This window comes from Mycolicibacterium sp. SMGY-1XX (assembly GCF_059132455.1).
On record NZ_CP101139.1, the window covers coordinates 17,551 to 41,584 of the forward strand.

The 24,034-nt window shown below is 68.0% G+C and carries 20 protein-coding genes, 1 tRNA gene and 1 pseudogene; 11 read left to right on the forward strand and 11 right to left on the reverse strand.

Annotated features, from left to right (window positions below):
• Nucleotides 1-4: 4 nt before the first annotated feature.
• Complete coding sequence (locus NL241_RS00065; protein ID WP_494396423.1) at nt 5-1,423, forward strand: purine-cytosine permease family protein; 1,419 nt, start codon at nt 5-7, stop codon at nt 1,421-1,423.
• A 3-nt stretch (nt 1,424-1,426) separates the two neighbouring features.
• On the opposite strand, the gene NL241_RS00070 is transcribed toward NL241_RS00065, so the two are convergent.
• On the reverse strand, nt 1,427-3,004 hold the full coding sequence (locus NL241_RS00070; RefSeq protein ID WP_494396424.1) for a PucR family transcriptional regulator: 1,578 nt from the start codon (nt 3,002-3,004) through the stop codon (nt 1,427-1,429).
• 143 nt (nt 3,005-3,147) lie between these two features.
• Between NL241_RS00070 and NL241_RS00075 the strand changes: the two genes are divergently transcribed.
• The 6 genes from NL241_RS00075 to NL241_RS00100 are packed head-to-tail and all read left to right on the forward strand — an operon-like array spanning nt 3,148 to nt 10,168.
• Entirely contained in the window at nt 3,148-4,227 is a 1,080-nt protein-coding gene (locus tag NL241_RS00075; protein WP_494396425.1) for a phosphotransferase, read from the forward strand.
• Nucleotides 4,224-5,525, forward strand: a complete 1,302-nt coding sequence (locus tag NL241_RS00080) for an aspartate aminotransferase family protein (protein ID WP_494396426.1) — start codon at nt 4,224-4,226, stop codon at nt 5,523-5,525. The genes NL241_RS00075 and NL241_RS00080 overlap by 4 nt, the downstream gene beginning before the upstream one ends.
• Nucleotides 5,522-6,685 carry an acyl-CoA dehydrogenase family protein gene (locus NL241_RS00085; protein ID WP_494396427.1) on the forward strand — a complete coding sequence of 388 codons (1,164 nt, stop codon included), beginning with the start codon at nt 5,522-5,524 and terminating at the stop codon, nt 6,683-6,685. The genes NL241_RS00080 and NL241_RS00085 overlap by 4 nt, the downstream gene beginning before the upstream one ends.
• The gene (locus tag NL241_RS00090) at nt 6,682-8,124 is read left to right on the forward strand and encodes an aldehyde dehydrogenase family protein (protein ID WP_494396428.1); all 1,443 of its coding nucleotides are present in this window, start codon (nt 6,682-6,684) and stop codon (nt 8,122-8,124) included. Before NL241_RS00085 ends, NL241_RS00090 begins: the two co-directional genes overlap by 4 nt.
• The gene (locus NL241_RS00095) at nt 8,121-9,224 is read left to right on the forward strand and encodes a CaiB/BaiF CoA transferase family protein (RefSeq protein ID WP_494396429.1); all 1,104 of its coding nucleotides are present in this window, start codon (nt 8,121-8,123) and stop codon (nt 9,222-9,224) included. Before NL241_RS00090 ends, NL241_RS00095 begins: the two co-directional genes overlap by 4 nt.
• On the forward strand, nt 9,221-10,168 hold the full coding sequence (locus tag NL241_RS00100; RefSeq protein ID WP_494396430.1) for a DMT family transporter: 948 nt from the start codon (nt 9,221-9,223) through the stop codon (nt 10,166-10,168). The genes NL241_RS00095 and NL241_RS00100 overlap by 4 nt, the downstream gene beginning before the upstream one ends.
• Nucleotides 10,169-10,172: 4 nt before the next feature.
• On the opposite strand, the gene cwsA is transcribed toward NL241_RS00100, so the two are convergent.
• Nucleotides 10,173-10,607, reverse strand: a complete 435-nt coding sequence (cwsA, locus tag NL241_RS00105; RefSeq protein WP_487692078.1) for a cell wall synthesis protein CwsA — start codon at nt 10,605-10,607, stop codon at nt 10,173-10,175.
• 110 nt (nt 10,608-10,717) lie between these two features.
• Here cwsA and NL241_RS00110 point away from each other — a divergent pair, with 110 nt between their 5' ends.
• Entirely contained in the window at nt 10,718-11,263 is a 546-nt protein-coding gene (locus tag NL241_RS00110; RefSeq protein WP_487692079.1) for a peptidylprolyl isomerase, read from the forward strand.
• A gap of 64 nt (nt 11,264-11,327) precedes the next feature.
• Here the strand turns inward: NL241_RS00110 and NL241_RS00115 are convergent, their stop codons facing one another.
• Together NL241_RS00115 and crgA are read right to left on the reverse strand one after the other, a co-directional pair.
• On the reverse strand, nt 11,328-11,750 hold the full coding sequence (locus NL241_RS00115; protein ID WP_494396431.1) for a PH domain-containing protein: 423 nt from the start codon (nt 11,748-11,750) through the stop codon (nt 11,328-11,330).
• 146 nt (nt 11,751-11,896) lie between these two features.
• Entirely contained in the window at nt 11,897-12,160 is a 264-nt protein-coding gene (gene crgA / locus NL241_RS00120) for a cell division protein CrgA (protein ID WP_487692081.1), read from the reverse strand.
• A 105-nt stretch (nt 12,161-12,265) separates the two neighbouring features.
• Here crgA and NL241_RS00125 point away from each other — a divergent pair, with 105 nt between their 5' ends.
• Together NL241_RS00125 and NL241_RS00130 are read left to right on the forward strand one after the other, a co-directional pair.
• Nucleotides 12,266-13,021, forward strand: coding sequence for a DUF881 domain-containing protein (locus tag NL241_RS00125; protein WP_494396432.1), 756 nt, complete (start codon nt 12,266-12,268; stop codon nt 13,019-13,021).
• Nucleotides 13,022-13,110: 89 nt separating this feature from the next.
• Nucleotides 13,111-13,779, forward strand: coding sequence for an aminodeoxychorismate/anthranilate synthase component II (locus NL241_RS00130; RefSeq protein ID WP_494396433.1), 669 nt, complete (start codon nt 13,111-13,113; stop codon nt 13,777-13,779).
• Here NL241_RS00130 and pknB read toward each other — a convergent pair.
• The 7 genes and pseudogenes from pknB to NL241_RS00165 form a co-directional block, all read right to left on the reverse strand.
• Complete coding sequence (gene pknB, locus NL241_RS00135; RefSeq protein WP_487692084.1) at nt 13,763-15,649, reverse strand: Stk1 family PASTA domain-containing Ser/Thr kinase; 1,887 nt, start codon at nt 15,647-15,649, stop codon at nt 13,763-13,765. The genes NL241_RS00130 and pknB overlap by 17 nt on opposite strands.
• Nucleotides 15,646-16,977 (reverse strand): protein kinase domain-containing protein, encoded by a 1,332-nt coding sequence (locus tag NL241_RS00140; protein ID WP_494396434.1) that lies wholly within the window; start codon nt 16,975-16,977, stop codon nt 15,646-15,648. Before NL241_RS00140 ends, pknB begins: the two co-directional genes overlap by 4 nt.
• A gap of 103 nt (nt 16,978-17,080) precedes the next feature.
• Nucleotides 17,081-18,559 (reverse strand): D,D-transpeptidase PbpA, encoded by a 1,479-nt coding sequence (gene pbpA / locus NL241_RS00145; RefSeq protein WP_487692086.1) that lies wholly within the window; start codon nt 18,557-18,559, stop codon nt 17,081-17,083.
• The gene (locus tag NL241_RS00150; protein ID WP_494396435.1) at nt 18,556-19,962 is read right to left on the reverse strand and encodes a peptidoglycan glycosyltransferase RodA; all 1,407 of its coding nucleotides are present in this window, start codon (nt 19,960-19,962) and stop codon (nt 18,556-18,558) included. The genes pbpA and NL241_RS00150 overlap by 4 nt, the downstream gene beginning before the upstream one ends.
• A pseudogene (locus NL241_RS00155) lies at nt 19,959-21,541 on the reverse strand (PP2C family protein-serine/threonine phosphatase). The gene NL241_RS00150 and the pseudogene NL241_RS00155 overlap by 4 nt, the downstream one beginning before the upstream one ends.
• Nucleotides 21,538-22,005, reverse strand: coding sequence for an FHA domain-containing protein FhaB/FipA (locus NL241_RS00160; protein ID WP_487692089.1), 468 nt, complete (start codon nt 22,003-22,005; stop codon nt 21,538-21,540). Before NL241_RS00160 ends, NL241_RS00155 begins: the two are co-directional and overlap by 4 nt.
• Nucleotides 22,006-22,127: 122 nt before the next feature.
• Entirely contained in the window at nt 22,128-23,588 is a 1,461-nt protein-coding gene (locus NL241_RS00165) for an FHA domain-containing protein (RefSeq protein WP_494396436.1), read from the reverse strand.
• A 257-nt stretch (nt 23,589-23,845) separates the two neighbouring features.
• On the opposite strand from NL241_RS00165, the gene NL241_RS00170 reads away from it, so the two are divergent.
• Nucleotides 23,846-23,928 (forward strand) — tRNA-Leu (locus NL241_RS00170).
• The last annotated feature ends 106 nt before the right edge of the window (nt 23,929-24,034 follow it).

Here is a 24,034-nt window from a genome sequence, read left to right on the forward strand (position 1 = left end):
CACCATGCCTGAAACAGGACAGACCACCGACTCCACGGACTGGGGCGAGTATCGGGAGGACTACGCCCAGGACCGCGTCCCGCTCGAATACCGGACGTGGAGCACGGTCTCCTTGTTCGGCGTCATGTTCGGCATCACCACCGCGATGTTCTTCCTGTCCTGGGGTGGCACGCTCGTCTACACCTACGGCACCAAGAACCTGGTGGTCGGCATGATCATCGCCTCGCTGGTGATCGGGGGCCTGGCATTCTTCTGGTGCCGCCGCGCATCAGAGACCGGCCTGGGAGCCGACTTGCTCAGCCGGAGTTCGGGTTTCGGTTACCTGGGCTCAGCGGTCACCTCACTGATCTACACCCTCACGTTCCTGATGTTCTTCGCGTTCGAGGGCGCCATCATGGCCAACGCCATCCATGCGCAGTGGCCGTCGATCCCGAAGTGGTCGATCTATCTGGTCAGCGGTCTGATCTTCATTCCGCTGACCTGGTACGGCATGCGACTGATGAACGTGCTGATGTGGGTGACGCTGCCCATCTATGCAGTGTTCCTCGGAGTGACGATCTGGATGGCGGCACGGACCGACTCGACTGTCGACTTCTGGAGCTACGAGGGTGACGGCAGCTTCTCGGCGGCCGCAGGCCCAGGTCTGATCCAGGTTCTCGCCGCCGCTTTGGCGGTCGTGTCACAGGTGACCATCTCTGCCGACCTCGGCCGGTTCATCCCGCCCAAGCGCAAGAACTCCGGTGCTTTCCTGGTCGGATTCCTGGCGCAGGCCCTGACTTTCGGCGGCTGTACGATCCTGGGCGGCTGGCTGACACTGCGGTTCGGGCAGTCCGACCCCGGAATCTATCTGACAGCGATCATGGGTGTGTGGGGTGTGCTGTTCGTCATCATCACGCAGATCCGCATCAACGTCACCAATGTCTATTCGGGTTCGATCGTCTACGCCACGCTGTTCCGGCGGCTGTTCAACTTCTCACCCGGCCGCCACTGGTGGGTGGTGCTGACCGCCGTGCTCGGCACCGCGCTGATGTTCGGTGACATCTACTCCCGGCTGAACCAGGTGCTGACCTTCGAGGCGGTGTTCATCATCGCCTGGGTGATGGCTGTGGTGGCACACATGGCGATCGTGCGGCGGGTCCTGAAGCTCACAGATGACTCCTCGCCCTACCGCAAAGACGAACTGCCCGCGTTCAATCCGGTGGGTCTCACCGCTGTGGGTGTCGCCCTGCTGGTGTCGGTGCCGCTGGCATTCGGCATCGCCGGCCCTGCCGGAATGACGTGGGCCCCCTTTGTTTCCGGGGCCATAGCCTTCGTGATAGTGCCGGTCATGGCTTTCCTCACCAAGGGCCGCTACTACCGGCCGATCGGTGACCCGGTTCCGAAGACTGTCGGGGAGTCCACTCCCACGGGTATCGCCGGCTGATGGTCAGAGGTCGCCGCAGAGCCGCATCGCCAGGTACAGATCGGCGATCACGGCGGGATCGTGCAGTGACGCGTGCAAGTACTCCTCGGCCTTGCTGAGCCGATAGCGGACGGAATTGGGATGTATGAACAGTTTGTCGGCGCATCGCGCGACATCCATGCCGGTCTCGAAATAGGTGACCACGGTCTCGAACACCGCGGGATGGGAACGCAGCACGGCGAGTTCGCGGTGGGCGCGGTCGTGGCCACCGGTGTGGTGGTGAACCATCCACGCGGACAGCGGAAGATCGTCGAACACCAGACAGCGTGGTTTGGTGCGATCGCGGGTCAGCGGGTCTCCCATCTGGAGGACGCTGTTGGCCTGTTCGACCGACCGCGCCAGATCCACCACGCTGGCCACCTCACCGCCGACACCGACGTCGCACCCGGTCTCGGCGAGGACGGCGAGCAGGTCCTCGAGGGGCATCTGCGCCATGACCACCATCGAGGCGTCCGTCGTCAGGAAGGCGTACGGAGCCCCGGTACGGTGCAGTGCTTCGACGGCGTTGTCGAACAGGGTGTCACGACGGCGGTCGGCCTCGCCGTCGCGGCGTTGCAGAACGCAGCCCCGGACGGGTTCGCCGGGCCGGAAGCCGAGATCCTGGAGGGCACTGAGAGTCCCGGCGCCGTCGAGGCGGCGCATCGGATTGACGCCCTCGGCGGTGCGGCCGGGGGAGAGCAGCTGACCCATGACCTCCTGTCGCACAGCGCGATCCGAGGTGGCCGGCCGCTTCCGGCTGACGACCGCCAGTGCCACCAGGCGCGCCACGGCGATGGTGGTGTTCAACGCCACTTGGCCGGTACTGATCTCCCGCGGCACGGTGACCACCACCCAGCCGACGAAGATGGCGCCGACGCGCGCCGGGACGATCAGCAGGTCGTCGTCGCCGCTGCGCTGTTTGATCGGCGCGTGGGTGGGTGCGGTCAGCAGCATCCGGGCCACCGGATCACTGGCGGCCATCGACAACCCGTCGCTCGGATGGAACTGAACCGGAAGGTCAAGGAACGCCGCGAGATTCGCCACCAGTTGCCGCTCCGGAAGCCAGTCCGAGGTACCGCTGATCTCGAAATGTTCGAAGAACAGGTCCTGGGTGGCCTGCGCCTGGCGGAACAAGGTGTCGTCATTGGCCAGGATCATCCGGTTGGCGCGGGTGGCCACGTCACGCGCCTTGATGTGCAGCGGCATGGCGAACAGCGGGAAGTTGAGACGGCGCGCCTCGTCCAGCAGGGCCGACGGCACATGCCGGGTCACCACGTCCACGCAGTACCCAAGGCCGGTGGCGTTGATGCCGTCGAGCGTCCGGATCAGCGTGCGTTGGGCCTGCGGATCGCGTTGCAGTTGAAAGCCGGTGGTCATCATGACCCAGCCTTCGGCCAGCCACTTGTCGACGTCGAGCACCTCGGTGAGGTGGATGCCCTGCATGGTGCGGTCCGCGCGTGCGGTGCTGCCGGCGAGCAGGCGAAGCTCCAGGTCCGGCTCGGCCAGCAGCCGATTGAGTGTCGGCCTCACCCCGTAGGGAATCGCTTTCTCCGAATTGGACATCTTTCAAATCTAGTCAGTACTTCTTGACTTCACGACAAAGCACCGGCTACCGCCTCGGCGGCATCATCACAGCAGGCTTTGCGACCACAGCCCTCGCGCCTGCTGGTCCTTCCCGCACTTTCGCACAGATTGGTTCATCACCCGTGACACCGCAGAACCTCGGCACCGCAGCTGACCTCCCGTCACCGCACGCGGTGCTCACTGACGCGGGAGGCCGCGTCGACCTCGAGGACGCCGCAACGATCGTCCGAGAGCAGTACGGCGTGAACGCCGTTGTGGACCGGCTTTCCGGCGAACGCGACGACAATTTCCGGGTGCGGTCCGACCGGGGTGTCTGGATGCTCAAAGTCGCGCACGGCGCGGAGGCCCCGGTGGTCACCGAATTCCAGAGCGCCATCCTGACGCACCTGGCCGAGAGCCCGGTCGCGGTGCCCACCGTGGTGCCCACCGAAGGCGGACGCACCCATGTCTGGCTCACCCACGGTCCGGCCGCCGGACGCGCCGTGCGGATGACCACCTTCTCCCCTGGCGTCGTGCTCAGGCAGGCGCAGCCGCAGCGTGGCCTGCCCCGTCGGCTCGGAACCACTATTGCCGAATTGGATTGCGCACTGGACGGTTTCGCTCATGAGGGCGCCGACACCGCGTTGCTGTGGGACCTCCAGCAGGCGCACCGCACCCGAGAACTGATCGACGACAATCCGCCGCTGCCCGGCGCGGACGCGCTGCGCGCCGGTTTCGAGCGTTTCCTCGGCGACGGCGCTGTGCGGTTGGCCGACCTGCCCAGACAGGTGATCCACAACGACGCCAACCCGGACAACATCCTGGTCGAGGCCGGCGACCCGCCGACGGTGGCCCTGGTGGACTTCGGCGATGCCGTATCGGCACCCCGGGTGGTCGACCTGGCCGTCGCCGCGTCCTACCACGTCGGTCACCCCAGCGAGGTGGACGGCGAGACCGCCCTGGGTGCGGCCACCGACGTGATCCTCGGCTACCACACCCGGACCCCGTTGAACGACAACGAGATCGAACTGCTGTACCACCTGTTGGTGGCACGGGTGCTCACCGCGATCACCATCGCGACGTGGCGGGCGGCGCGGTTCCCGGACAACAACGACTACATCCTGCGCAACATCGCATCAGCCTGGCACCGCCTCGAGGTACTCGAAGCCGCCGACCCCACTGCGGTGACCGATGAACTCCTCAGGAGGTGTGCACTGTCATGACCAGCACAACAGTGGATCAGGACACGCTGCGCGCGCGGCGGGCACGCGCACTGGGCCCGGCCTACCGGCTGTTCTACCGAGACCCCGTGCACGTGGTGCGGGGTAGCGGAACGCGGTTGTACGACAGCGACGGCGTGGAGTACCTGGACGCCTACAACAACGTGCCCGCCGTCGGCCACTGCCATCCGCGAGTGGTCGAGGCCCAGCACCGACAGGCCACCGCCCTCAACACCCACACCCGCTACCTCGGCGCCGACATCGTGGATTACGCAGAAAGGCTGCTGAACACCTTCCCCGATGCGCTGGGCAACGTGATGTTCACCTGTACGGGCAGCGAAGCCGTGGACCTGGCGCTGCGGATCGCGCGTCACGGGCGCTCGGGAACCGGGGTGATCGTGACAGAGAATGCCTACCACGGCACCACGGCCGCCGCAGCCGCCATCTCACCGTCGCTGGGTGCGTCGCAGCCCCTTGGTGGCGATGTTCGCACAGTGCCTGCACCGCACCGGTTTCCACCGGGCAAAGTCGCGACGCAGTTCCCCGCCGCGGTCGCCGCCGCGGTGGCCGATCTGCAGCGCCATGGCCACGGTGTGGCGGCGTTCATCGCCGACTCGATCCTGTCCTCCGATGGGGTGGTCGCCGATCCCGCCGGCTTCCTCGCCGGTGCCGCGGACGTGGTGCGCGCGGCCGGCGGTGTGTACATCGCCGACGAGGTACAGCCCGGTTTCGGACGAACCGGGACCGGCATGTGGGGCTTCAGCCGGCACGGCCTGGTACCGGACCTGGTGGTCCTCGGAAAGCCCATGGGCAACGGCATTCCGATCGCCGCCACCGTCGCGCGGCCCGAACTGTTGGAGCGCTTCGGCGCCGAGATCCGCTACTTCAACACCTTCGGGGGCAACCCGGTGGCCATCGCGGCTGCCGCCGCCGTGCTCGACGTGATCGAGGATGAGGCTCTGGTGGCCAACGCCGACACGGTCGGGGCCTACCTGGGGACGCATCTGCGCGAGTTGACGGCCGAGCACCCTTTCATCGGTGATGTGCGAGGGGTCGGTTTGTTCCTCGGTATGGACGTCGTCGACGCCGACGGCCGTCCCGATGCCCGCGGCGCCGACTTCCTGATCAACCAGTTCCGGGAGAACCGGGTGCTGGTCGGCTCGGCTGGGCTGGGCGCCACCGCCGTGAAGATCCGCCCACCGCTGCCATTCTCCCGCCGGGACGCCGACCTGCTGCTCGAGGTCACCGCGCGTGTCCTACCCGCTCTGCACACCATCCATGGAAAGGCAACCACCCGATGACCGCACCGCTGGAACTGTTCGACATCGCCGCACAGCTGTCCGATGAGGAACGTGAAATCGCCGCCACCGTACGGCGGTTCGTCGACGAGCGGCTGCGCCCGAACATCACGGGATGGTTCGAGTCGGGCACACTGGCCCGCGAGATCGCCACCGAGGCGGGCGCGCTGGGGCTGCTCGGCATGCATCTGCAGGGCTACGGGTGCGCAGGTACCAGCGCGGTGGCCTACGGGCTGGCCTGCCTGGAGCTGGAGGCCGGCGACAGCGGTCTGCGCAGCCTGGTGTCGGTGCAGGGGTCGCTGTCGATGTACTCCATCCACCGGTGGGGATCCGAGGAGCAGAAGCAGGAGTGGCTGCCCCGGCTGGCCACCGGCGAGGCGATCGGCTGCTTCGGGCTCACCGAGCCGGACTTCGGCTCCAATCCGGCGGGAATGCGCACCAACGCAAAACGGGACGGCTCCGACTGGATCCTCAACGGCACGAAGATGTGGATCACCAACGGTTCCATTGCCGACGTGGCCACGGTCTGGGCTCAGACCGACGACGGGGTCCGCGGTTTCCTGGTGCCGGCGGGCACGCCGGGCTTCACGGTCAACGACATTCACCGCAAGCTGTCCCTGCGCGCCTCGATCACCTCCGAGCTGGTGCTCGACGCGGTGCGGCTGCCGGGATCGGCGATGCTGCCGGAGGCCGATGGCCTGCGTGGGCCGCTGTCGTGCCTGAACGAGGCCCGCTTCGGCATCGCCTTCGGCGCTCTCGGGGCCGCCCGTGACAGCCTGGAACAGACCCTGGAGTACGTGGCGCACCGTGAGGTGTTCGACAAGCCGCTGGCCGCCTATCAGCTGACCCAGCAGAAACTCGCCGACATGACACTCGAGCTCGGTAAGGCAATGCTGCTGGCTCTGCACCTGGGCCGACTCAAGGACGCGGGCACACTGCGCCATCAGCAGGTCAGCCTGGGCAAGCTCAACAATGTGCGGGAAGCGCTGGCGATCGCACGGGAATGCCGAACATTGTTGGGCGCCAGTGGGATCACCCTCGAGTACTCCCCCCTGCGGCACGCCAACAACCTGGAATCGGTGCTGACCTACGAGGGCACCAGCGAGATGCACAGTCTGATCATCGGTGAGCAGCTGACCGGTATCGGGGCGTTCCGCGGGTGATCACTCTGCACAACCACATCGGTGGAAGATGGGTGGCGGGCCAGGGTGCGGAACACACCAGTACCAGTCCGCACGATCCGGCGGTGATCGTGGGCGCCGGTTGCCACGCCTCCGGTGACCAGGTCGACGCCGCGGTCGGCCGCGCCGCCGAGTCGGCCCGCTCCTGGCGCCGGGCCCCGATCCACGAGCGCGCCGGCCATCTGCTGCGGGCGGCCGGCATCGTCGACACCCACCTCGACGAGTGGCAGGTGCTGATCGCCCGCGAATCGGGAAAACCCGTCGGCGAGGTACGTGGCGAGATCGCCCGCGCCGCACAGGTTCTGCGGTACCACGCCCACCGCGCCGACGCGGTTACCGGCAAACAGTACGCATCGCCGCGCGCCGGTGAGCGGATCCTGGTCGAGCGGCGCCCGCTGGGCGTCGTCGCGGTGATCAGTCCGTTCAACTTCCCGATCGCCATCCCGGCGTGGAAGATCGCACCGGCACTGGTCTACGGCAACACAGTGGTGTGGAAGCCGCCGACATCGGTGGCCGCCACGGCCGGGCTGTTGATGGGGGCGCTCGCGGAGGCCGGCCTGCCGCCGGGTGTGCTGTCGTTGGTCCACGGCGAGCAGGAGGTGGGCCAAGCCTTGATCGCGCATCCCGGCGTCGACGCGGTGACGTTCACCGGCTCCACCGTGGTGGGCCTCGACGTCGCGGCCAGGTGCGCCGCGCGAGGGATCCCCGTACAAGCCGAGATGGGGGGCAAGAACGCCGCGGTGGTGCTGGCCGACGCCGACCTCGATACCGCTGTGGAGGCGGTGGTCTCTGGTGCTTTCCGATCGGCCGGGCAGAAGTGCACGGCCACCTCGCGGCTGGTGCTGCACACCGCGATCGCCGACGATTTCCTGGACCGCTTGCGAAACCGCTTGAGTGCGCTGGTGGTCGGTGATCCCGAGGACGACCGTACCTACGTCGGGCCCGTCATCTCGGCGGCGGCCCGGGACCGGGTGAGCGCGGCACTGGCGCGGGCGGCCGACGGCGGTGCCCGCACGATCGCACAGGTGGCTGCTCCTGACATCACTGCCGGGCACTACTGCGCACCGACGGTGGTGGAGCTGGACTCACCCGATGACGAGCTGTGGACCGACGAATTGTTCGGGCCGGTGCTGGCGGTCCTGCGGGCCGACGGGCTGGCGCAGGCGCTAGAGTATGCCGGCCAGGGACCTTATGCGTTGTCGGTGGCGATCTTCGGCAATGCGCTGTCCGACGTGCTCGAAGCCCTCGACGAGGTGAAAGCCGGTATGGTGCACATCAATTCCGAGACAGCCGGGGCCGACCCGCATGTTCCCTTCGGCGGCAACGGACGCAGCGGCCTGGGTCCGCGTGAGCAGGGCGAGGCCGCCAGGGAGTTCTTCACCACGGCCACCACCGTCTACCTCAAAGCCACCGGACGATGAGCGGCGCGCTGGACGGCGTGGTCGTCGCCGACTTCTCCCGGGTGCTGGCCGGTCCGTATGCCACCATGATGCTGGCGGACATGGGCGCCGAGGTCATCAAGATCGAGCGGCCCGGGCTCGGCGATGACACCCGGTCCTGGGGCCCGCCCTATGACTCTCAAGGCACAGCAACGTATTTCAACTCGGTGAACCGAAACAAGTCCTCGGTCGTGCTCGATCTGTTCACCGCCGGCGGCATCGCTGCGGCCCGGGAAATCGTCGCCAAGGCAGATGTGTTGGTGGAGAACTTCCGGGTCGGCACCATGGAACGCTTCGGACTCGGCTACCAGGACTTGCGAGGGGAGTTCCCGGGGCTGGTGTACTGCTCGATCACCGGCTTCGGAGCTGGAGCCGGGGCGGCACTGCCCGGGTACGACCTGCTGGTACAGGCGATGGGCGGCCTGATGAGCATCACCGGCCCCGACGCCACCACCCCCACCAAGGTGGGCGTGGCCGTCGTCGACATCATCACCGGCCTGCACGCGGCCACGGGAATCCTTGCCGCTCTTCGGCACCGGGACCGCACCGGTGAGGGCCAGCAGGTACACACCGCCCTGCTGCCGTCGCTGCTGTCGGCACTGACCAACCAGGCCTGCGCCTATCTGGGCGCCGATGCCCAGCCCATCGCGATGGGCAACCGCCACCCCAGCATTGCGCCGTACGAGACCTTCGATACCGCCGACCGGCCCATCGCGTTGGCCGTCGGTAACGACAAACAGTTCGCCGCCCTGGCCGGGGTGCTCGGCCACCCGGAATGGGCGCAGGATCCCCGCTTCGTCACCAACGCCGCGCGGGTGGGACACCGTGCCGAGCTGATCGAGCTGCTCACCGCCGCCCTGCGCACCGCCACCGCCCCGGAATGGACCGCTCGGCTCACCGAAGTGGGAGTGCCTGCAGGACCGGTCAATTCGATTGCCGAGGCGTTCGAAGCGGCCGTCGCTCTGGGGCTGGCACCCGAAGCGGTGATACCGGGATCCCCGGTGCGCACGGTGCGCAACCCGATCGAGTTCTCGCTCACCCCGGTGACGTACCGGTCGGCCCCGCCGGTACTGGGCGAGTGACTGCCCGGCTGCCGAAGCCCATCGCGTCGCCAGAGCCGGTCTCCCACCGGCAGCACCGCCTGCGGCGTGCGGCCTGGGCCGGTGGTGTGGTCTCCGCGCTGGCGTACGGGCTGACGCCCACCGTCGCCGCCATCGGGTACGCAGGTGCGGTGACGCCGACGGTGATGGTGTTCCTGCGCAGCCTGATCGGCGGAATCCTGCTGCTGGTCATCGCGGCCGCGACCGGACGCCTCCGGATCTCCTGGCGTGACGGCGCCGTGCTGGCGGGTGTGTGCGGCCCGCTCTTTGCGATCCAGCTGCTCTGCTTCTTCGCGGCGATCGACCTCACCGGAGCCCAGATCGCCGTTGTCCTGGCGCATGTGTCGCCCGTGTTTGTGCTTGTCGCCAGCGCGGTGCTGACCAGGTCGATGCCGCACATCCGGACGTGGTTGGTATGCGGGGTGATGGTCGCCGGCATCGCTCTTGTCGCCGGTGCCGGGGGTGGCACCGTCGTGGGGTCGGGTGTCGCGCTGGCACTGGTGTGCGCCGCCGGATATGCCGCGTACTACCTGATAGGCGAGCCCTGCCTGCGGCGCACCAGCGTGGTGACCGCCACGGCCCTGACCTCACTCGGAGCGGCGGCTGCGGCCGGCGTCGGTCTTCTCTTCTTCCCGCCGGCATGGAGCTTCACCCCGGCCGGGTGGGGGTCGATCCTTGTCCAGGGGGCGGTCATCGTCCCGCTGGGAATCGGCGGTGCGTATCTGGCGGTGCGGGCGCTGGGCCCGGTCGCGGGCAGCCTGCTGAGCCTGCTGGAACCGGTGGTCGGAGTGCTCGCGGCGGCACTGTTCCTCAGTGAGTCACTGGCCAGGCCGCAATGGGCCGGCGCCGGGCTGGTGCTGGCGGCGTGCGCCATCCTGCCCTGGGCGCGGATCTCCGCAGCATCGCCGACCCCGGCTGCGCGCTGACCGGCTAGGGCCGGGGTTCGACCTGCACGCTGGGCGGCAGCGGCGAAGGTTCGGGCTGGCGCGTGCGGCGGATCACCGAGAAGGCCACCGCGCCCACTCCCAGTACCGCGACACCGGCGCCGGCGAGCACCAGCAGGCGGGGACGCCGACGGGGCTTGCGGGCGTCCTGGATCGCGGCGGGCAAGGTGGCGACCACTGCCTGGGCGGCGCTGAGCTCGCGGGCCACTGTGCCCTGGATGACGTCCTGCGCGGCGGCCAGCTCCTTGCGCAGCCGGCTCTTGCGGTACTGCTGCCGGACACTGGCGGCGGTGGCAGACACCGATTGTGCGCTCAGGCCTACGGCGCCGCGGGCGATGTCGACGGGACCCACGGCGGTGTGGGCGAGGCCGCGGCCCAGACGCTGGCGCGGGGTCAAGCGGGAGTCGGTCTTGGAAGTCATGGAATGCCTCTCTGCGACGGTCAGCACGGACTTTAGAGCCTGCCATCAACGGCAAGCACACGGGTCCGATGCGGGCAGGCAGTGGGTCCCACCGGAGCGTTCATCCGGCAGTGGCAGACTGTGAAACCGTGACTAGCTCCATTCAGACCGCCACTGCAACGCTGCACACCAATCGTGGCGACATCAAGATCGCGCTGTTCGGTAACCACGCCCCCAAGACCGTCGCGAACTTCGTCGGGCTGGCTCAGGGCACCAAGGAGTACTCGACGGAGAACGCGTCGGGCAGTGCCTCCGGCCCGTTCTACGACGGTGCGGTGTTCCACCGCGTCATCGAGGGCTTCATGATCCAGGGTGGTGACCCCACCGGCACCGGCCGCGGCGGACCGGGCTACAAGTTCGCCGACGAGTTCCATCCGGAACTGCAGTTCGACAAGCCGTATCTGCTGGCCATGGCCAACGCAGGCCCGGGCACCAACGGCTCGCAGTTCTTCATCACCGTGGGCCAGACTCCGCACCTGAACCGCCGGCACACCATCTTCGGTGAGGTTGTCGACCCCGAGTCGCAGAAGGTGGTCGACGCCATCGCCACCACCGCGACCGATCGTAACGACCGTCCCACCGAGCCGGTGGTCATCGAGTCGATCACCATTTCTTGATGTCGTCCTGACGGACGTCGGCGGCGCGCTGACCACTGCGGTGGTCGGTGCGCCGCTGTGCTTTTCAGCGGGTGTAGCCGGCGGCTGTCAACGCGTCGAGCACCTCGAGCGGGTTGGTCCCCAGATCCCAGCGGGTGAAGACGTGTAGCCGCTCGTCGGTGGACTCGATCTCCAGGAGTTGGACTTTCCGGCCGATTCGCCGGAACTCGGTGATCCTGATCAGCGCGATGTCGGAGCGCTGCAGATGCCTGGTCGACAGCCAGTTGCGGATCTCCAGCCCGGAGGCGGTGATTGCTAGTTTCGGGCGCGCGCGCCACGAGAAGCTTGCAAACACAATCAGACCCACTGCGGCAACCCCGGTGAGGAACCGGCCGGGCGCGTCTGTGATCAGAGTCACACACGCGATAGCCATCACCAGACCGGCAAGGCCCAGAGCTGCGACTCCGGCCGTACGAGGGCCCCAACTAGTTTGCTGGACGGCATTCATAGGGTGCCTCACCACTGCAGACGAAGTTATCCACAAGTGCTATCCACAATGGGGATGAATAACACGCGTGTGATTGGCGGCCGGATCGTTGCCGATCTGGCCGGCCAGTTCCGACGGGTTCGAGTTCAGAGAGTCTGCGTGGGAGGTCAGCGCCACCGCATCGTCAGCAAAAGACCGGTGATCATGAAGGCAAAAGCAATTGCGTAGTTCCACGGACCCAGATCGGCCATCCACTGCAACTCCGAGGACGCGAGCTGGAACACCAGCAGCCAGGCCAGTCCGATGAGCATCAGGCTGATGAAAAACACCACGAACCACACCGGTGACGGCCCGGCTTTCACCTTGACCGGCGTGCGGCTGACCGGGTTGACGGTGAAGTCGTTCTTCTTGCGAACCTTGGACTTGGGCATGGTTACCTTCGTGGGGCGGTCAAACGGGTGCGACGATGGATAGGACCTGACCGAGCCTAGCCCAGCCGAGCCCGTACCCGAGAATTCCCGAGCGGGGAGGACCACATGAAAAACGACACGTCCACCACCCGGGCCGGTGCCTGGCGCTGGGGTGTGCCGGTGGTCTGCCTGCTGGCCGGGCTGTTGTTGGCCGCCACCCACGGCGTGTCAGGAGGCGACGAGATCCGCCGCAGTGATTCGCCGCGCCTGGTCGACCTGGTGCGGCAGTCCCAGCGATCAGTGGACCGGCTCAGCGCCCAGCGCGACGACCTGGCCTCGGCGATCGACAACACCCACGGCGGTTCCTCCGATCGCGCACTGGCCGCCATGCAGGCCCGCGCGGCGGAACTCTCCGACGAAGCCGGGGTGGACGCCGTGCAGGGCCCGGGGCTGATCATCACCTTGACCGACGCTCAGCGCGACGCCAACGGCCGGTTTCCCCGCGACGCCTCCCCCGACGACCTGGTGGTGCACCAGCAGGACATCCAGGCCGTGCTGAACGCGCTGTGGACGGCCGGCGCTGAAGCCATCCAGATGCAGGATCAACGGATCATCGGTACCTCGGCGCCCCGGTGTGTGGGCAACACGTTGCTGTTGAACGGTCGCACCTACAGCCCGCCGTACACGATCATGGCGGTCGGCAACGTCTCGGCCATGCAATCCGCGCTGGCCGACGCACCGCTGGTGACGCTGTACAAGCAGTACGTGGTGCGGTTCGGGCTCGGCTACACCGAGCAGGTGCAGGACGAGATCAACATCGTCGGGCACAACGAACCGCTGCGGATGCGCTACGCCCAGCCCACCGGCCCGATCAGCTACTGACGGGGGCCTGATCGTCCTGGGGATCCCGGCGAGCCCGAGCGGGCCCACTCCCCCACCGCGAACCGCAAAACGCCAGGTAGCCTGTCACGGTGCGTGTCCTCGTCGTCGACAATTACGACAGCTTCGTGTTCAACCTCGTGCAGTACCTCGGTCAGCTCGGGGTGTCCGCGGAGGTCTGGCGCAACGATGACGAGCACCTGGGGTCCGACTCGCTGATCGAGAAGGCCGCCGCGGAGTTCGACGGGGTGCTGCTCAGCCCGGGCCCCGGCACCCCCGAGCGGGCCGGCGCGTCGATCCCCCTGGTCCGCGCCTGCGCCGACGCCCAGACACCCCTGCTCGGAGTGTGCCTCGGCCACCAGGCCATCGGGGTGGCCTTCGGCGGCACCGTCGACCGGGCACCCGAACTGCTGCACGGCAAGACCAGCACCGTGTTCCACACCAATGTCGGGGTGTTCGAAGGGCTGCCGGATCCGTTCACCGCCACCCGGTACCACTCGCTGACCATCCTGCCCGAGACCATGCCGGCCGAACTCGAGGTCACGGCCCGCACCCGCGGCGGTGTGGTGATGGGTGTGCGGCACACCGCGCTGCCGATCCATGGGGTGCAGTTCCACCCGGAGTCGATCCTCACCGAGGGCGGGCACCGCATGCTGGCGAACTGGCTGGCCGCCTGCGGCGAAGCCCCCGAGGAGACGCTGGTGCGCCGGCTGGAGACCGAAGTGGCCGACGCGGTGGCCGCGGCTACTGCGCGAAGCTGAGCGAGATCGACGCGTCGAACCGCAGCGCCTCACCGGCGGCCGGGTCCTGGGTCACCACCCCGTTGGTGGGAACCCCGCTGTTCTGTGCATTCGGGAGTTTGACCAGGTTGCCCGTCCACCCCAGCGACTGCAACAGCGGCCGAGCATCGTCCCAGAACTGCCCGCGCAGGTTTGGCATGACGAACTGGTTGCCGCGCGACACCTGGATCTGGATCACGTCGGTCACCGGGACGTTGGTGCCGGCGGGTGGATTGGTGCGCAGCACCGTCCCCGGCGGCTGGGTGCTGTCGACATCCACCTGCAGGGTGTTCGAGAACCCGGACTGGGTCAGCAGCGCCCGGCAGTCATCGCCGCTAAGACCGGAACAATCCGGCACCGGCTTGCTACCCGGACCGGACCCGATGACGATGATGATCTGGTTGGTGATCGCCGAGGTCTGATTGGCCGGCGGGTTGGTCTGCAGCACCTTGTCTTTGAGCTCAGGTGTGGACACCGACGTGGTGCGAGTGAAGCGGCTGAAGCCGGCATCCCGCAGCTTGGTCACGCAGTCCTCGTAGGTGGTGCCCTCCTGGCAGTCGGGCACCGACCGCTGCTCCGGGCCGGTGGAGATGTTGACGGTGATCTCGTCGCCCGCCGCCACCGAGCTGCTGGCGGCCGGGTCGGTGCTGATGACCAGGTTCGGTGCCACTTCGTTGTCGGGCTGGCGGTTTGTGCGGGTGCGGAAACCGGCGTTCTGCAACACCACGATGGCGTCGTCCTGAGCTTGCCCCGTCACGTCCGGGACCTGGACCTCACGGGTCTCCCCACCCCAGAAGTTGATGGCCAGCGTGACGAGCACCGTCAGCACGGCCAGCACCGCGACGGCGACCACCCACCGGGCCACCGAACCCTTGGAGCGGTCCTCGGGTGGCTCGGCGTACCGGTGCTCGGCCTGCCTCGGCAGCTGATCGGTGGCGTCGTGCTCCCGGGCCACCGGCGCGCTCAGGAACGACGTCCGCTCGGCGTCGGTGAACACCCGGGGCGCCTCGGGGCGCTCGCCGGAATGCACGCGGACCAGGTCGGCGCGCATCTCCGCGGCCGACTGGTAACGATTGTCGGGGTTCTTGGCCAGCGCCTTGAGCACCACGGCGTCGAGTTCCGGCGAGAGTTCGGCGTTGCGGGCCGACGGCGGCACCGGGTCCTCGCGGACGTGCTGGTAGGCCACCGCGACGGGCGAGTCGCCGACAAACGGCGGATCGCCGGTCAGGATCTCGTACAGCACACAGCCCAGCGCATAGACATCGGAACGGGCATCGACGGAATCGCCCTTGGCCTGCTCGGGTGACAGGTACTGCGCCGTCCCGATCACCGCGGCGGTCTGGGTGACGCTGTGCGAATCGGCCAGCGCGCGGGCAATGCCGAAGTCCATCACCTTCACCGCGCCGGACTTGCTGATCATGATGTTCGCGGGTTTGACGTCGCGGTGGATGATGCCGTGCTGGTGGCTGAAGTTCAGGGCCTGGCAGGCGTCGGCGATCACTTCGATGGCGCGTTTCGGCGGCATCGGGCCGTCGTTGTGCACGATGTCGCGCAGCGTCACGCCGTCGACGTACTCCATCACGATGTACGGCAGCGGACCCGTCGCGGTTTCGGCCTCGCCGGTGTCGTAGACGGCCACGATCGCCGGGTGGTTCAGCGCGGCCGCGTTCTGCGCTTCCCGGCGGAATCGCAGGTAGAAGCTGGGATCGCGGGCCAGGTCGGCGCGCAGCACCTTCACCGCGACGTCACGGTGTAGGCGGGTGTCGCGGGCCAGGTGCACCTCGGACATGCCGCCGAAACCGAGGATCTCACCGAGCTCGTAGCGCCCGGACAGCAGCTCAGGGGTAGTCATCGCTTTATCTCGTCAGGTGGCTCGCCGTGGGCGGTCAGCCCACGCTCAGGCCAGGTGGTGGCCAGGAAGCTGGACTGTCCTGGCTTTTCTCCAGGATTACCGGTCACCGCGCCCGGAGTCCAATTCGACGGAGTGGCGGGCGCGGGTTCGGTACCACCGGTCTCCCCCGGTGGCGGCGGGGTCACGGTGTCGGTGACCGTCGGCGGAGTCTGTTGCTGATCGAGGCCGTCATTGCGGGCATTCACCACGATCAGCACGGCGATCACGATGGCCAGCGCGCCCAGCACCCCGGCCGCCCACAACAGCGCGCGCTGTCCGCTGGAGAACGTGCGCCGGGCGGGCGGCGGACGGTGACTGCCGGAGGCGGGTCGTTGCCTGGCGCCGGTGGCGCGCACCCCGGTCGGCGGGCCCGCGGGCAGCCGCGGTGAGGATCCCGGGATGGCGGCAGGTGCGGCGCGGCCGATCTGCGGAGCCTGGTTGGGTCGCGGTGGCCGCCGGCCGGCACGGACCGCGGCGACTGCGTCGGCGAACGGTCCGCCGCTGCGGTAACGCATCCCGGGGTTCTTCACCAAGGTGATCTCGATGAGCTCGCGCACATTCGGTGGCAGGTCCGCCGGCAACGGCGCGGGGGTCTCCTTGATGTGCTTCATCGCCACGGTCAGGGCGCCGTCACCGGTGAACGGGCGCTTGCCCGAAACAGCTTCGTAGCCAACGACTCCCAGCGAGTACACGTCGGAGGCCGCGGTGGCGTCGTGGCCCAGGGCCTGCTCCGGGGCGATGTACTGTGCGGTGCCCATCACCATGCCGGTCTGGGTGACCGGAGCCGCGTCGACGGCTTTGGCGATACCGAAGTCGGTGAGCTTCACCTGCCCGGTGGGCGTGATGAGGATGTTGCCCGGTTTGACGTCGCGGTGCACCAGGCCGGCGGTGTGCGCGACTTGGAGGGCGCGGCCGGTCTGCTCGAGCATGTCCAACGCGTGGCGCAGCGACAGCCGGCCGGTGCGTTTGATGACGGAGTTCAGCGGTTCCCCGTTGACGAGTTCCATCACCAGATACGCGGTGCGGCCCTCGCCGTCCATCTCGGTTTCGCCGTAGTCGTGGACGCTGGCGATCCCGGGGTGGTTCAGCATCGCGACCGTGCGTGCCTCGGCCCGGAAGCGTTCGACGAATTCGGGGTCCGAGGAGTATTCGGCCTTGAGGACCTTGACGGCCACCCGGCGGCCCAGCCTGCTGTCGACGGCCTCCCACACCTGGCCCATGCCGCCGGTGGCGATGAGGCGCTGCAGGCGGTAGCGGCCGGAAAGCGTCACTCCTACGCGGGGGCTCATTGCTCGGCTCCCCTTCGCTCCGGTCCTTGCTCCGAAGCAGTGGTCCTCTTCCTCAGCGGACGCCTCGCTGCGATCCTCACTCGGGGTCGCCTTCGGGGGCTCATCAGGATCCTCCCTGCAATGCCGCGGCGATCACGGCGCGACCGATGGGCGCAGCGACGGCTCCGCCTGTCGCGTCGAGCCGGTCGCCACCGTTCTCCACCAGCACCGCGACCGCGACCTTGGGGTCCTGCGCGGGGGCGAAGGCGATGTACCACGCGTGCGGCGGGGTGTTGCGTGGGTCGGTACCGTGCTCAGCGGTACCGGTCTTGGATGCGATCTGCACGCCGGAAATCGCCCCTTTCTGCTGTGTGTTCTGCTCGGCGGCGACCATCAAATCTGTCAGTTTAGCCGCGACCTGCGGCGACACCGCACGCCGCTGCTGAGTGGGGGCGGTGGTGCTGATGTTGGCCAGATCGGGACCCTTGAGGCTGTCCACCAGATACGGCTGCATGGTCACACCGTCATTGGCGATGCTCGCGGCCACGACGGCGTTCTGCAGCGGCGTCATCGCGACGTCCTTCTGACCGATGCTCGACATACCCAGAGCGGCCCGGTCGGTGATGGGGCCGACGGTGGACTCGGCGACCTGCAGCGGGATGGCCGGCGGCGGCTCGTCCAGGCCGAACGACAAGGCGGTGTTGCGCAGGGCTTCCGACCCGAGGCGCAGGCCCAGTTGGACGAACGCGGTGTTGCACGACCGCGCGAAGGCTTCCTGCAGCGACGCGGTGGCCGCGGACCCGCACGGGGTGCCGCCGTAGTTCTCCAGCGTGGCGGTGCTGTCGGGCAGCGGGATGGACGGCTGCGAGGTGAACTGGTCACCGACGTCGATACCCGACTGCAGCGCCGCGGCGGTGGTGATCACCTTGAAGGTGGAGCCCGGGGGGTAGCGCTCGGAGATGGCGCGGTTGGTCAGCGGTGAACCGGGGTCGTCGCGCAGCTGCTCCCATGCCTGGTTCTGCTTGGCCGTGTCGTGGGAGGCCAGCAGGTTGGGATCGAACGACGGTGAGGACACCAACGCCAGGATCTTCCCCGTGGACGGTTCGATGGCGGCGACGGCACCGGTGCAGGGCCGTCCGCCGCAGCCCTGCTGCATGGCGTCCCAGCCGGCTTGTTGGACCCGCGGCACGATGGTGGTGTCGACGTTGCCGCCGCGCGGATCGCGTCCGGTGAAGAAGTCGGCCAGCCGCCGGCCGAACAGCCGTTGGTCGGAGCCGTTGAGCACGGTGTCCTCGGCGCGTTCGAGTCCGGTGCTGGAGTAACTCAGCGAGTAGAACCCTGTGATGGGCGCGTAGACAAAGGGATTGGGATACGTCCGGAGGAAGCGGTACCGGCCGTCGGTGGACACCGAGTACGCCATCAGTTGCCCGCCGGCGGAGATCTGGCCGCGCTGCCGGGAGTACTCGTCGAGCAGCACCCGCTGGTTGCGGGGGTCGGCGCGCAGCCCGTCGGCGGTGAACACCTGGGTCAGGGTGGCGTTGGCCAGTAGCAGGACGATCAGCGCCATGACCGTCACCGAGATGCGTCGCAGTGAGGTGTTCATGCCTTGGAGATCACCTCGGTGCTGGCCGCCGCGATGGGCTGCTGGCTGGCCGGACTCATGATCGGGCGGCGGGCCGCGTGCGAGATACGGACCAGGATGCCCAGCAGCAGGTAATTGGCCACCAGCGACGAGCCGCCGTAGGACATCCACGGTGTGGTGAGTCCGGTCAGCGGGATCAGGTTGGTGACTCCCCCGACCACGATGAACAGCTGGATCCCCAGGGTGCAGGCCAGCCCGGCGGCCAGCAGCTTGCCGAAACTGTCCCGAACGGCGATCGCGGTCCGCAGGCCGCGGATGATGACGATGGTGTAGAGCATCAGCACCCCGGCCAGCCCCACCAGGCCCAGCTCCTCCCCCACCGCGGCGATGATGAAGTCGGTGGAGGCCGCGGGCACGGTACCGGGTTGGCCGTTGCCCAGCCCGGTGCCGAAGATGCCTCCGGTGGCGAAGCTGAACAGCGACTGCACCATCTGGTAGCCGGCGCCGTCGGGGTCGGCGAACGGGTCCAGCCAGTTCTGCACCCGCACCCGCACGTGGTCGAAAAGGTAGTACGCCGCAACACTTCCCGCGGCAAACAGCGACAGCCCGATGATCACCCAGGACAGCCGGTCGGTGGCGATGTAGACCATCACCAGAAACGACGCGTACAGCAGCAGTGAGGTGCCCAGGTCCTTTTCGAAGATCATCACGCCGATCGAGACGATCCACGCGGCCAGCAACGGAGCCAGGTCGCGTGGCCGCGGCAGGTCCATGCCGAGGACGTGCTTGCCCGCGCTGGTGAACAGGTCACGCTTGGCCACCAGCACCGCGGCGAAGAACACCAGCAACAGGATCTTGGAGAACTCGGCGGGCTGAATCGAGAAGCCCGGGAAGCGAATCCAGATCTTGGCGCCGTTCTGCTCCGAGAACCGGGAGGGCAGCACGGCGGGGATGATCAGCAGGATCACGCCCACCAGACCGCAGACGTATCCGTAGCGCGACAACTGCCGGTGGTCCTTGAGGAAGATCACCACCAGCGAGAAACCCAGAACGCCGACCAGCGTCCACAGCACCTGCTGATTGGCACTGGGGCCCGTGGACACCTCGCCGGCGCCGATGGCCAGGTCGAGGCGGTGGATCATCACCAGGCCCAGCCCGTTGAGCAGTGCCACCACCGGCAGCAGCAACGGGTCGGCGTAGGGAGCGAACCGGCGGATGGCCAGGTGCGCGCCCGCGAACAGCGCCAGGTAGGCCATGGTGTAGCTGATCAGGTCCAGCGACAGGCCCTGCTCTTGATTGGCCTCCACGATCAGCAGCGCCACCGCGGTGATCACGGTGGCGAAGCACAGCAGCAGCAGTTCCGCGTTGCGCCGGTTGGGAAGTGGGGGAGTGACGGCAACCGGCGACTGAGGCGCGGTGGTCACGTCGCCGCCCGGCAATCGGTGCCCGGCTTCGGCGGTGCCGGGGGCAGCTGGGTGGCCGTGGGTGTGGGGGAAGCGCTCGGTGTCGGCGGAGCCGGGGAGCGGGGCTACCGCTGGGCGCCGGGCCGTCCTGCTGCGGGGCGGGCGGCCTCGAGGTCGGGGTGGGGCTGGGCGACGGCGACGGCCGGGCAGACGTCGCCTGGGGAGCCGGGGAAGGGCCGATACCCGGTGTGGCGGAAGGGTTTCCGGGTGCCGGTGCGGCCGGGGACGGCGAAGGGGAGGCGGTGGGGGATGGTGCCGGGGTGGCCCGGGGCACCACACAGGGCGGCAGCAATGAGGTCCGGGCGAGTTCGCGCAGCTGCTCGATGGCCTCATCGAGCGATCCGCCGGGTAACCCCGCCGCGACCTGCGTGCGCTCGGAGGGCCGTAGATCCTGCAGCTGCATCAGCCGGCAGTTCAGGTTGTCGCCTGCCTGCCCGTAGCCGATCTGCGACAGTTCGTTCCGGTCGTTCAGGCAGCCCAGCAGATGGGGCTCCTGCAGGGGGATGCCCAGAAACGAGCTCTGGATACCCCGCATCACCGACACGGTGCCGTCGTATTCGGCGACGTAGTAGTTGCTGCGGATGATCTGCCGGGTGACCGCCAGACCGGCCAGTACCAACAGCACGATCACCGTGACGGCGAGAATCAGCTTGCGTCGGGAACGTGGTCTTTTGGCAGGCGGCTCCGGCTGGGGCACAACACGTTTGGCGGCGGTGCGCTTCGGGTTGAAGGCCGAAGCCCGTCCGGCTGCGGTGTTCGGGGCGGGGGCGTCGTCGTCCTGACCCGACACCGCGCCGGCCAGGATCGGCTGGGTCTGGCCGTAGTCGTAGTCCACCACGTCGGCCACCACCACGGTGACGTTGTCGGGTCCGCCGCCGCGCAGCGCCAGTTCGATGAGGCGGTCGGCGCTCTCGGTGACATCCTCGATCTGCAGGGCCTCTTGGATGGTCTCGAAACTCACCGGGTCGGACAGGCCGTCCGAGCACAGCAGGTAACGATCGCCGGTGCGGGCCTCCCGCATGATCAGCGTCGGCTCCACCTCGTGTCCGGTGAGCGCCCGCATGATGAGCGAGCGCTGCGGGTGGCTGTGGGCTTCCTCGGCGGTGATCCGGCCCTCGTCGACCAGCGTCTGGACGAAGGTGTCGTCTTTGGTGATCTGTGTCAGTTCACCGTCGCGCAGCAGGTAGCCACGGGAATCGCCGATGTGGACCAAACCAAGTCTGTTGCCGGCGAACAGGATTGCCGTGAGCGTGGTGCCCATGCCTTCGAGTTCGGGTTCCATCTCGACGTGCGCGGCGATCGCGGAGTTGCCGTCGCGCACCGCAGCGTCGAGTTTGCTCAGCAGGTCGCCGCCGGGTTCGTCGTCATCGAGGTGAGCCAGCGCGGCGATCACCAACTGCGAGGCCACCTCGCCGGCGGCATGCCCGCCCATACCGTCGGCCAGCGCCAGCAAGCGCGCCCCGGCGTAGACCGAGTCCTCGTTGTTGGCGCGGACGAGGCCGCGGTCGCTGCGGGCGGCGTAGCGCAGAACCAACGTCACGGGCGCAACTCGATCGCCGTCTTGCCGATTCGCACCGGCGTTCCCATCGGAACTCGTACCGCCGTCGTCACCTTCGCCCTGTCAAGGTATGTACCGTTGGTCGATCCTAAGTCCTCGACGTACCATTCCGAGCCCCGCTGGGACAGACGCGCATGGCGCGTCGATGCGTAGTCGTCGGTCAGGACCAGGGTGGAATCGTCAGCGCGCCCGATCAGCACCGGTTGCGTCCCCAACGTGATCCGGGTTCCCGCCAGCGCGCCCTCGGTGACCACCAAGTATCGCGCGGTGGTGCGGCGCTGCCGTGACGGCAGCAGCGCACCCCGGAAAGCCAGTCCCCGGCGCACCATCACCGCGCCGGTGGGCGCGTAGATGTCGTTGCGCAGGATACGCAGCACCGACCAGATGAACAGCCACAGCAACAGCAGGAAACCGGCGCGCGTCAGCTGCAGCACTAGTCCCTGCATCTGACGTCCTTCCGTCTCACCCGTGCCCGCCCGGCACCGTCACGATACTTGTGCAGCCACCCACACGAGGGGGAAGCGCACCGCAGTGCCCCGGGGTGTCGGCTCCGTGAGTCGGCCGGAACTCAGTGAACTCGGACGACGATCTCCGAGTGGCCGAGCCGGATGACGTCGCCGTCGGCGAGCTGCCACTCCTGCACCGGTGCGTTGTTCACCGTCGTGCCGTTGGTGGAGTTGAGGTCCGACAGCAAAGCCACCTGGCCGTCCCAACGGATCTCGAGGTGCCGGCGGGAGACACCGGTGTCCGGCAGGCGGAACTGGGCATCCTGTCCACGACCGACGACGTTGGCACCTTCGCGCAGCTGGTAGGTGCGGCCGCTGCCGTCGTCGAGCTGAAGCGTGACGGTGGCACCACCGGCGTACCCGGACGGTGCGCTCTGTCCGTAACCACCCTGGGCGTACCCGCCCTGCTGGCCGTAGTCCTGCCCGTAGTCCTGCTGGCCGTACTCCGGCTGACCGTAGTTCTGGCCGTAGTCGTAGTCGCCGCGGGGCTGCTCGCCGTAGCCGCCCTGGTCGGGGTAGCCGCGGCCTTCCTGACGTCCGTAGTCGGGCTGACCCTGGCCGTAATCGGGGCCGGGCCGCCCATAGCCCTGGCCCTGGTAGCCCTGGTCGTAGCCGCCCTGATCGGGGTAGCCGCGGCCGTATTCGTCGTAGCCGCGGTTGGGGGGCTGCTGGCGTCCGTAATCGCCGCTGGGTGCGCCGTAGGGATTACCACCCTGCGGGCCGGGACCGTATCCACCGGGACCGCCGGGGCCGCGTCCGTAGCCGGGGTCGTAGCCACCCGAGGGCGGGCCGTAGCCGGCCGGCGGACGCTGGTCGTACGACGGGGGATAGCCGCCCTGGTCCGGGTAGCCGCCCTGGTCGGGATAGCCCTGCCGCGGCGGCGGGTAGTTCGGCTCGCGGGGCGGGTAGCCGCCCTGCTCCTGCGGGCGCTGCTCGGCGCCACGGGCCTCGTCCTGCGGACGGCCGTAACGATCGTCCTGGTACTCGTCGCCGGGCTGCCCCTGGCCCTGACCCTGACTGCCGCGGTAACTGGGATTGTCGCTCATCGGTGGTACTCCTGGTTCTGCGGTAGACGCCTGGTCTGATTGTGACGGGGCTGGCTGTGGGGTGCGCGGTGGGGGTGCGGCGCCGGCAGGCATGTCGTGGCTTGCGTCGGGGTTGACGACCCCGCGCGCCCGTACCTGACCGGTGCGCAGGTTCGACGACTGTGCGAAGCGCACAACCACGTCACCATACGTTTGCCACCCTTGTTCGCCGATGTAGCCGCCCAGATGCTTGGCGAAGGCATCCGCCGTCAGGTCTCGGTCGGCAGACACCTTCTGGTAGTCGTGCTCACTGAGGGTAATGACGTATTCGTTCGGGGCCAAAAGTCGTCCGCCCTGCAGCGAACGCACTCCGTCGGCCGCTTCGCGGCGCAACATCCCTTCGACTTCCTGCGGCACGATCGACCCGCCGAACACTCGGGCGAAGGCATCGCCGACCGTGGACTCGAGCTTGCGGTCGAAACGCTGCACCAGTCCCATGTCACCGCCTACCTGTTCTCGTAGTACCCGCAGTTGTGCGCAGGGCTGACCCACGTACGTGTGTCGCGACCCTGTGCTTTTCCACCTGCATGGTATCGGGCCCTGCCAGCACAATGGCACCATCCGAACGCTGAGAATCAGAATCGGGCAGGTCAGCGCCCTGCTCTGCGGGTGTGCAGAGATCGGTCACACCGGTGCCGCTGAGCTCGCGTTTGGGATCTGACGGCATGGGCGTGTTAGTCTTCCCCGGTCATTTTGGGCGAGTGGCGGAATGGCAGACGCGCTGGCTTCAGGTGCCAGTGTCCTTCGGGACGTGGGGGTTCAAGTCCCCCTTCGCCCACCGCGAGCGGTTCTTTGAACCGCAGGCACAGAGGTCACGATCCAGAAATGGTTCGTGACCTTTGTGTTTGTGGGTTGTCCCGGGTGGCTCGCTCGAAATGGCCGCT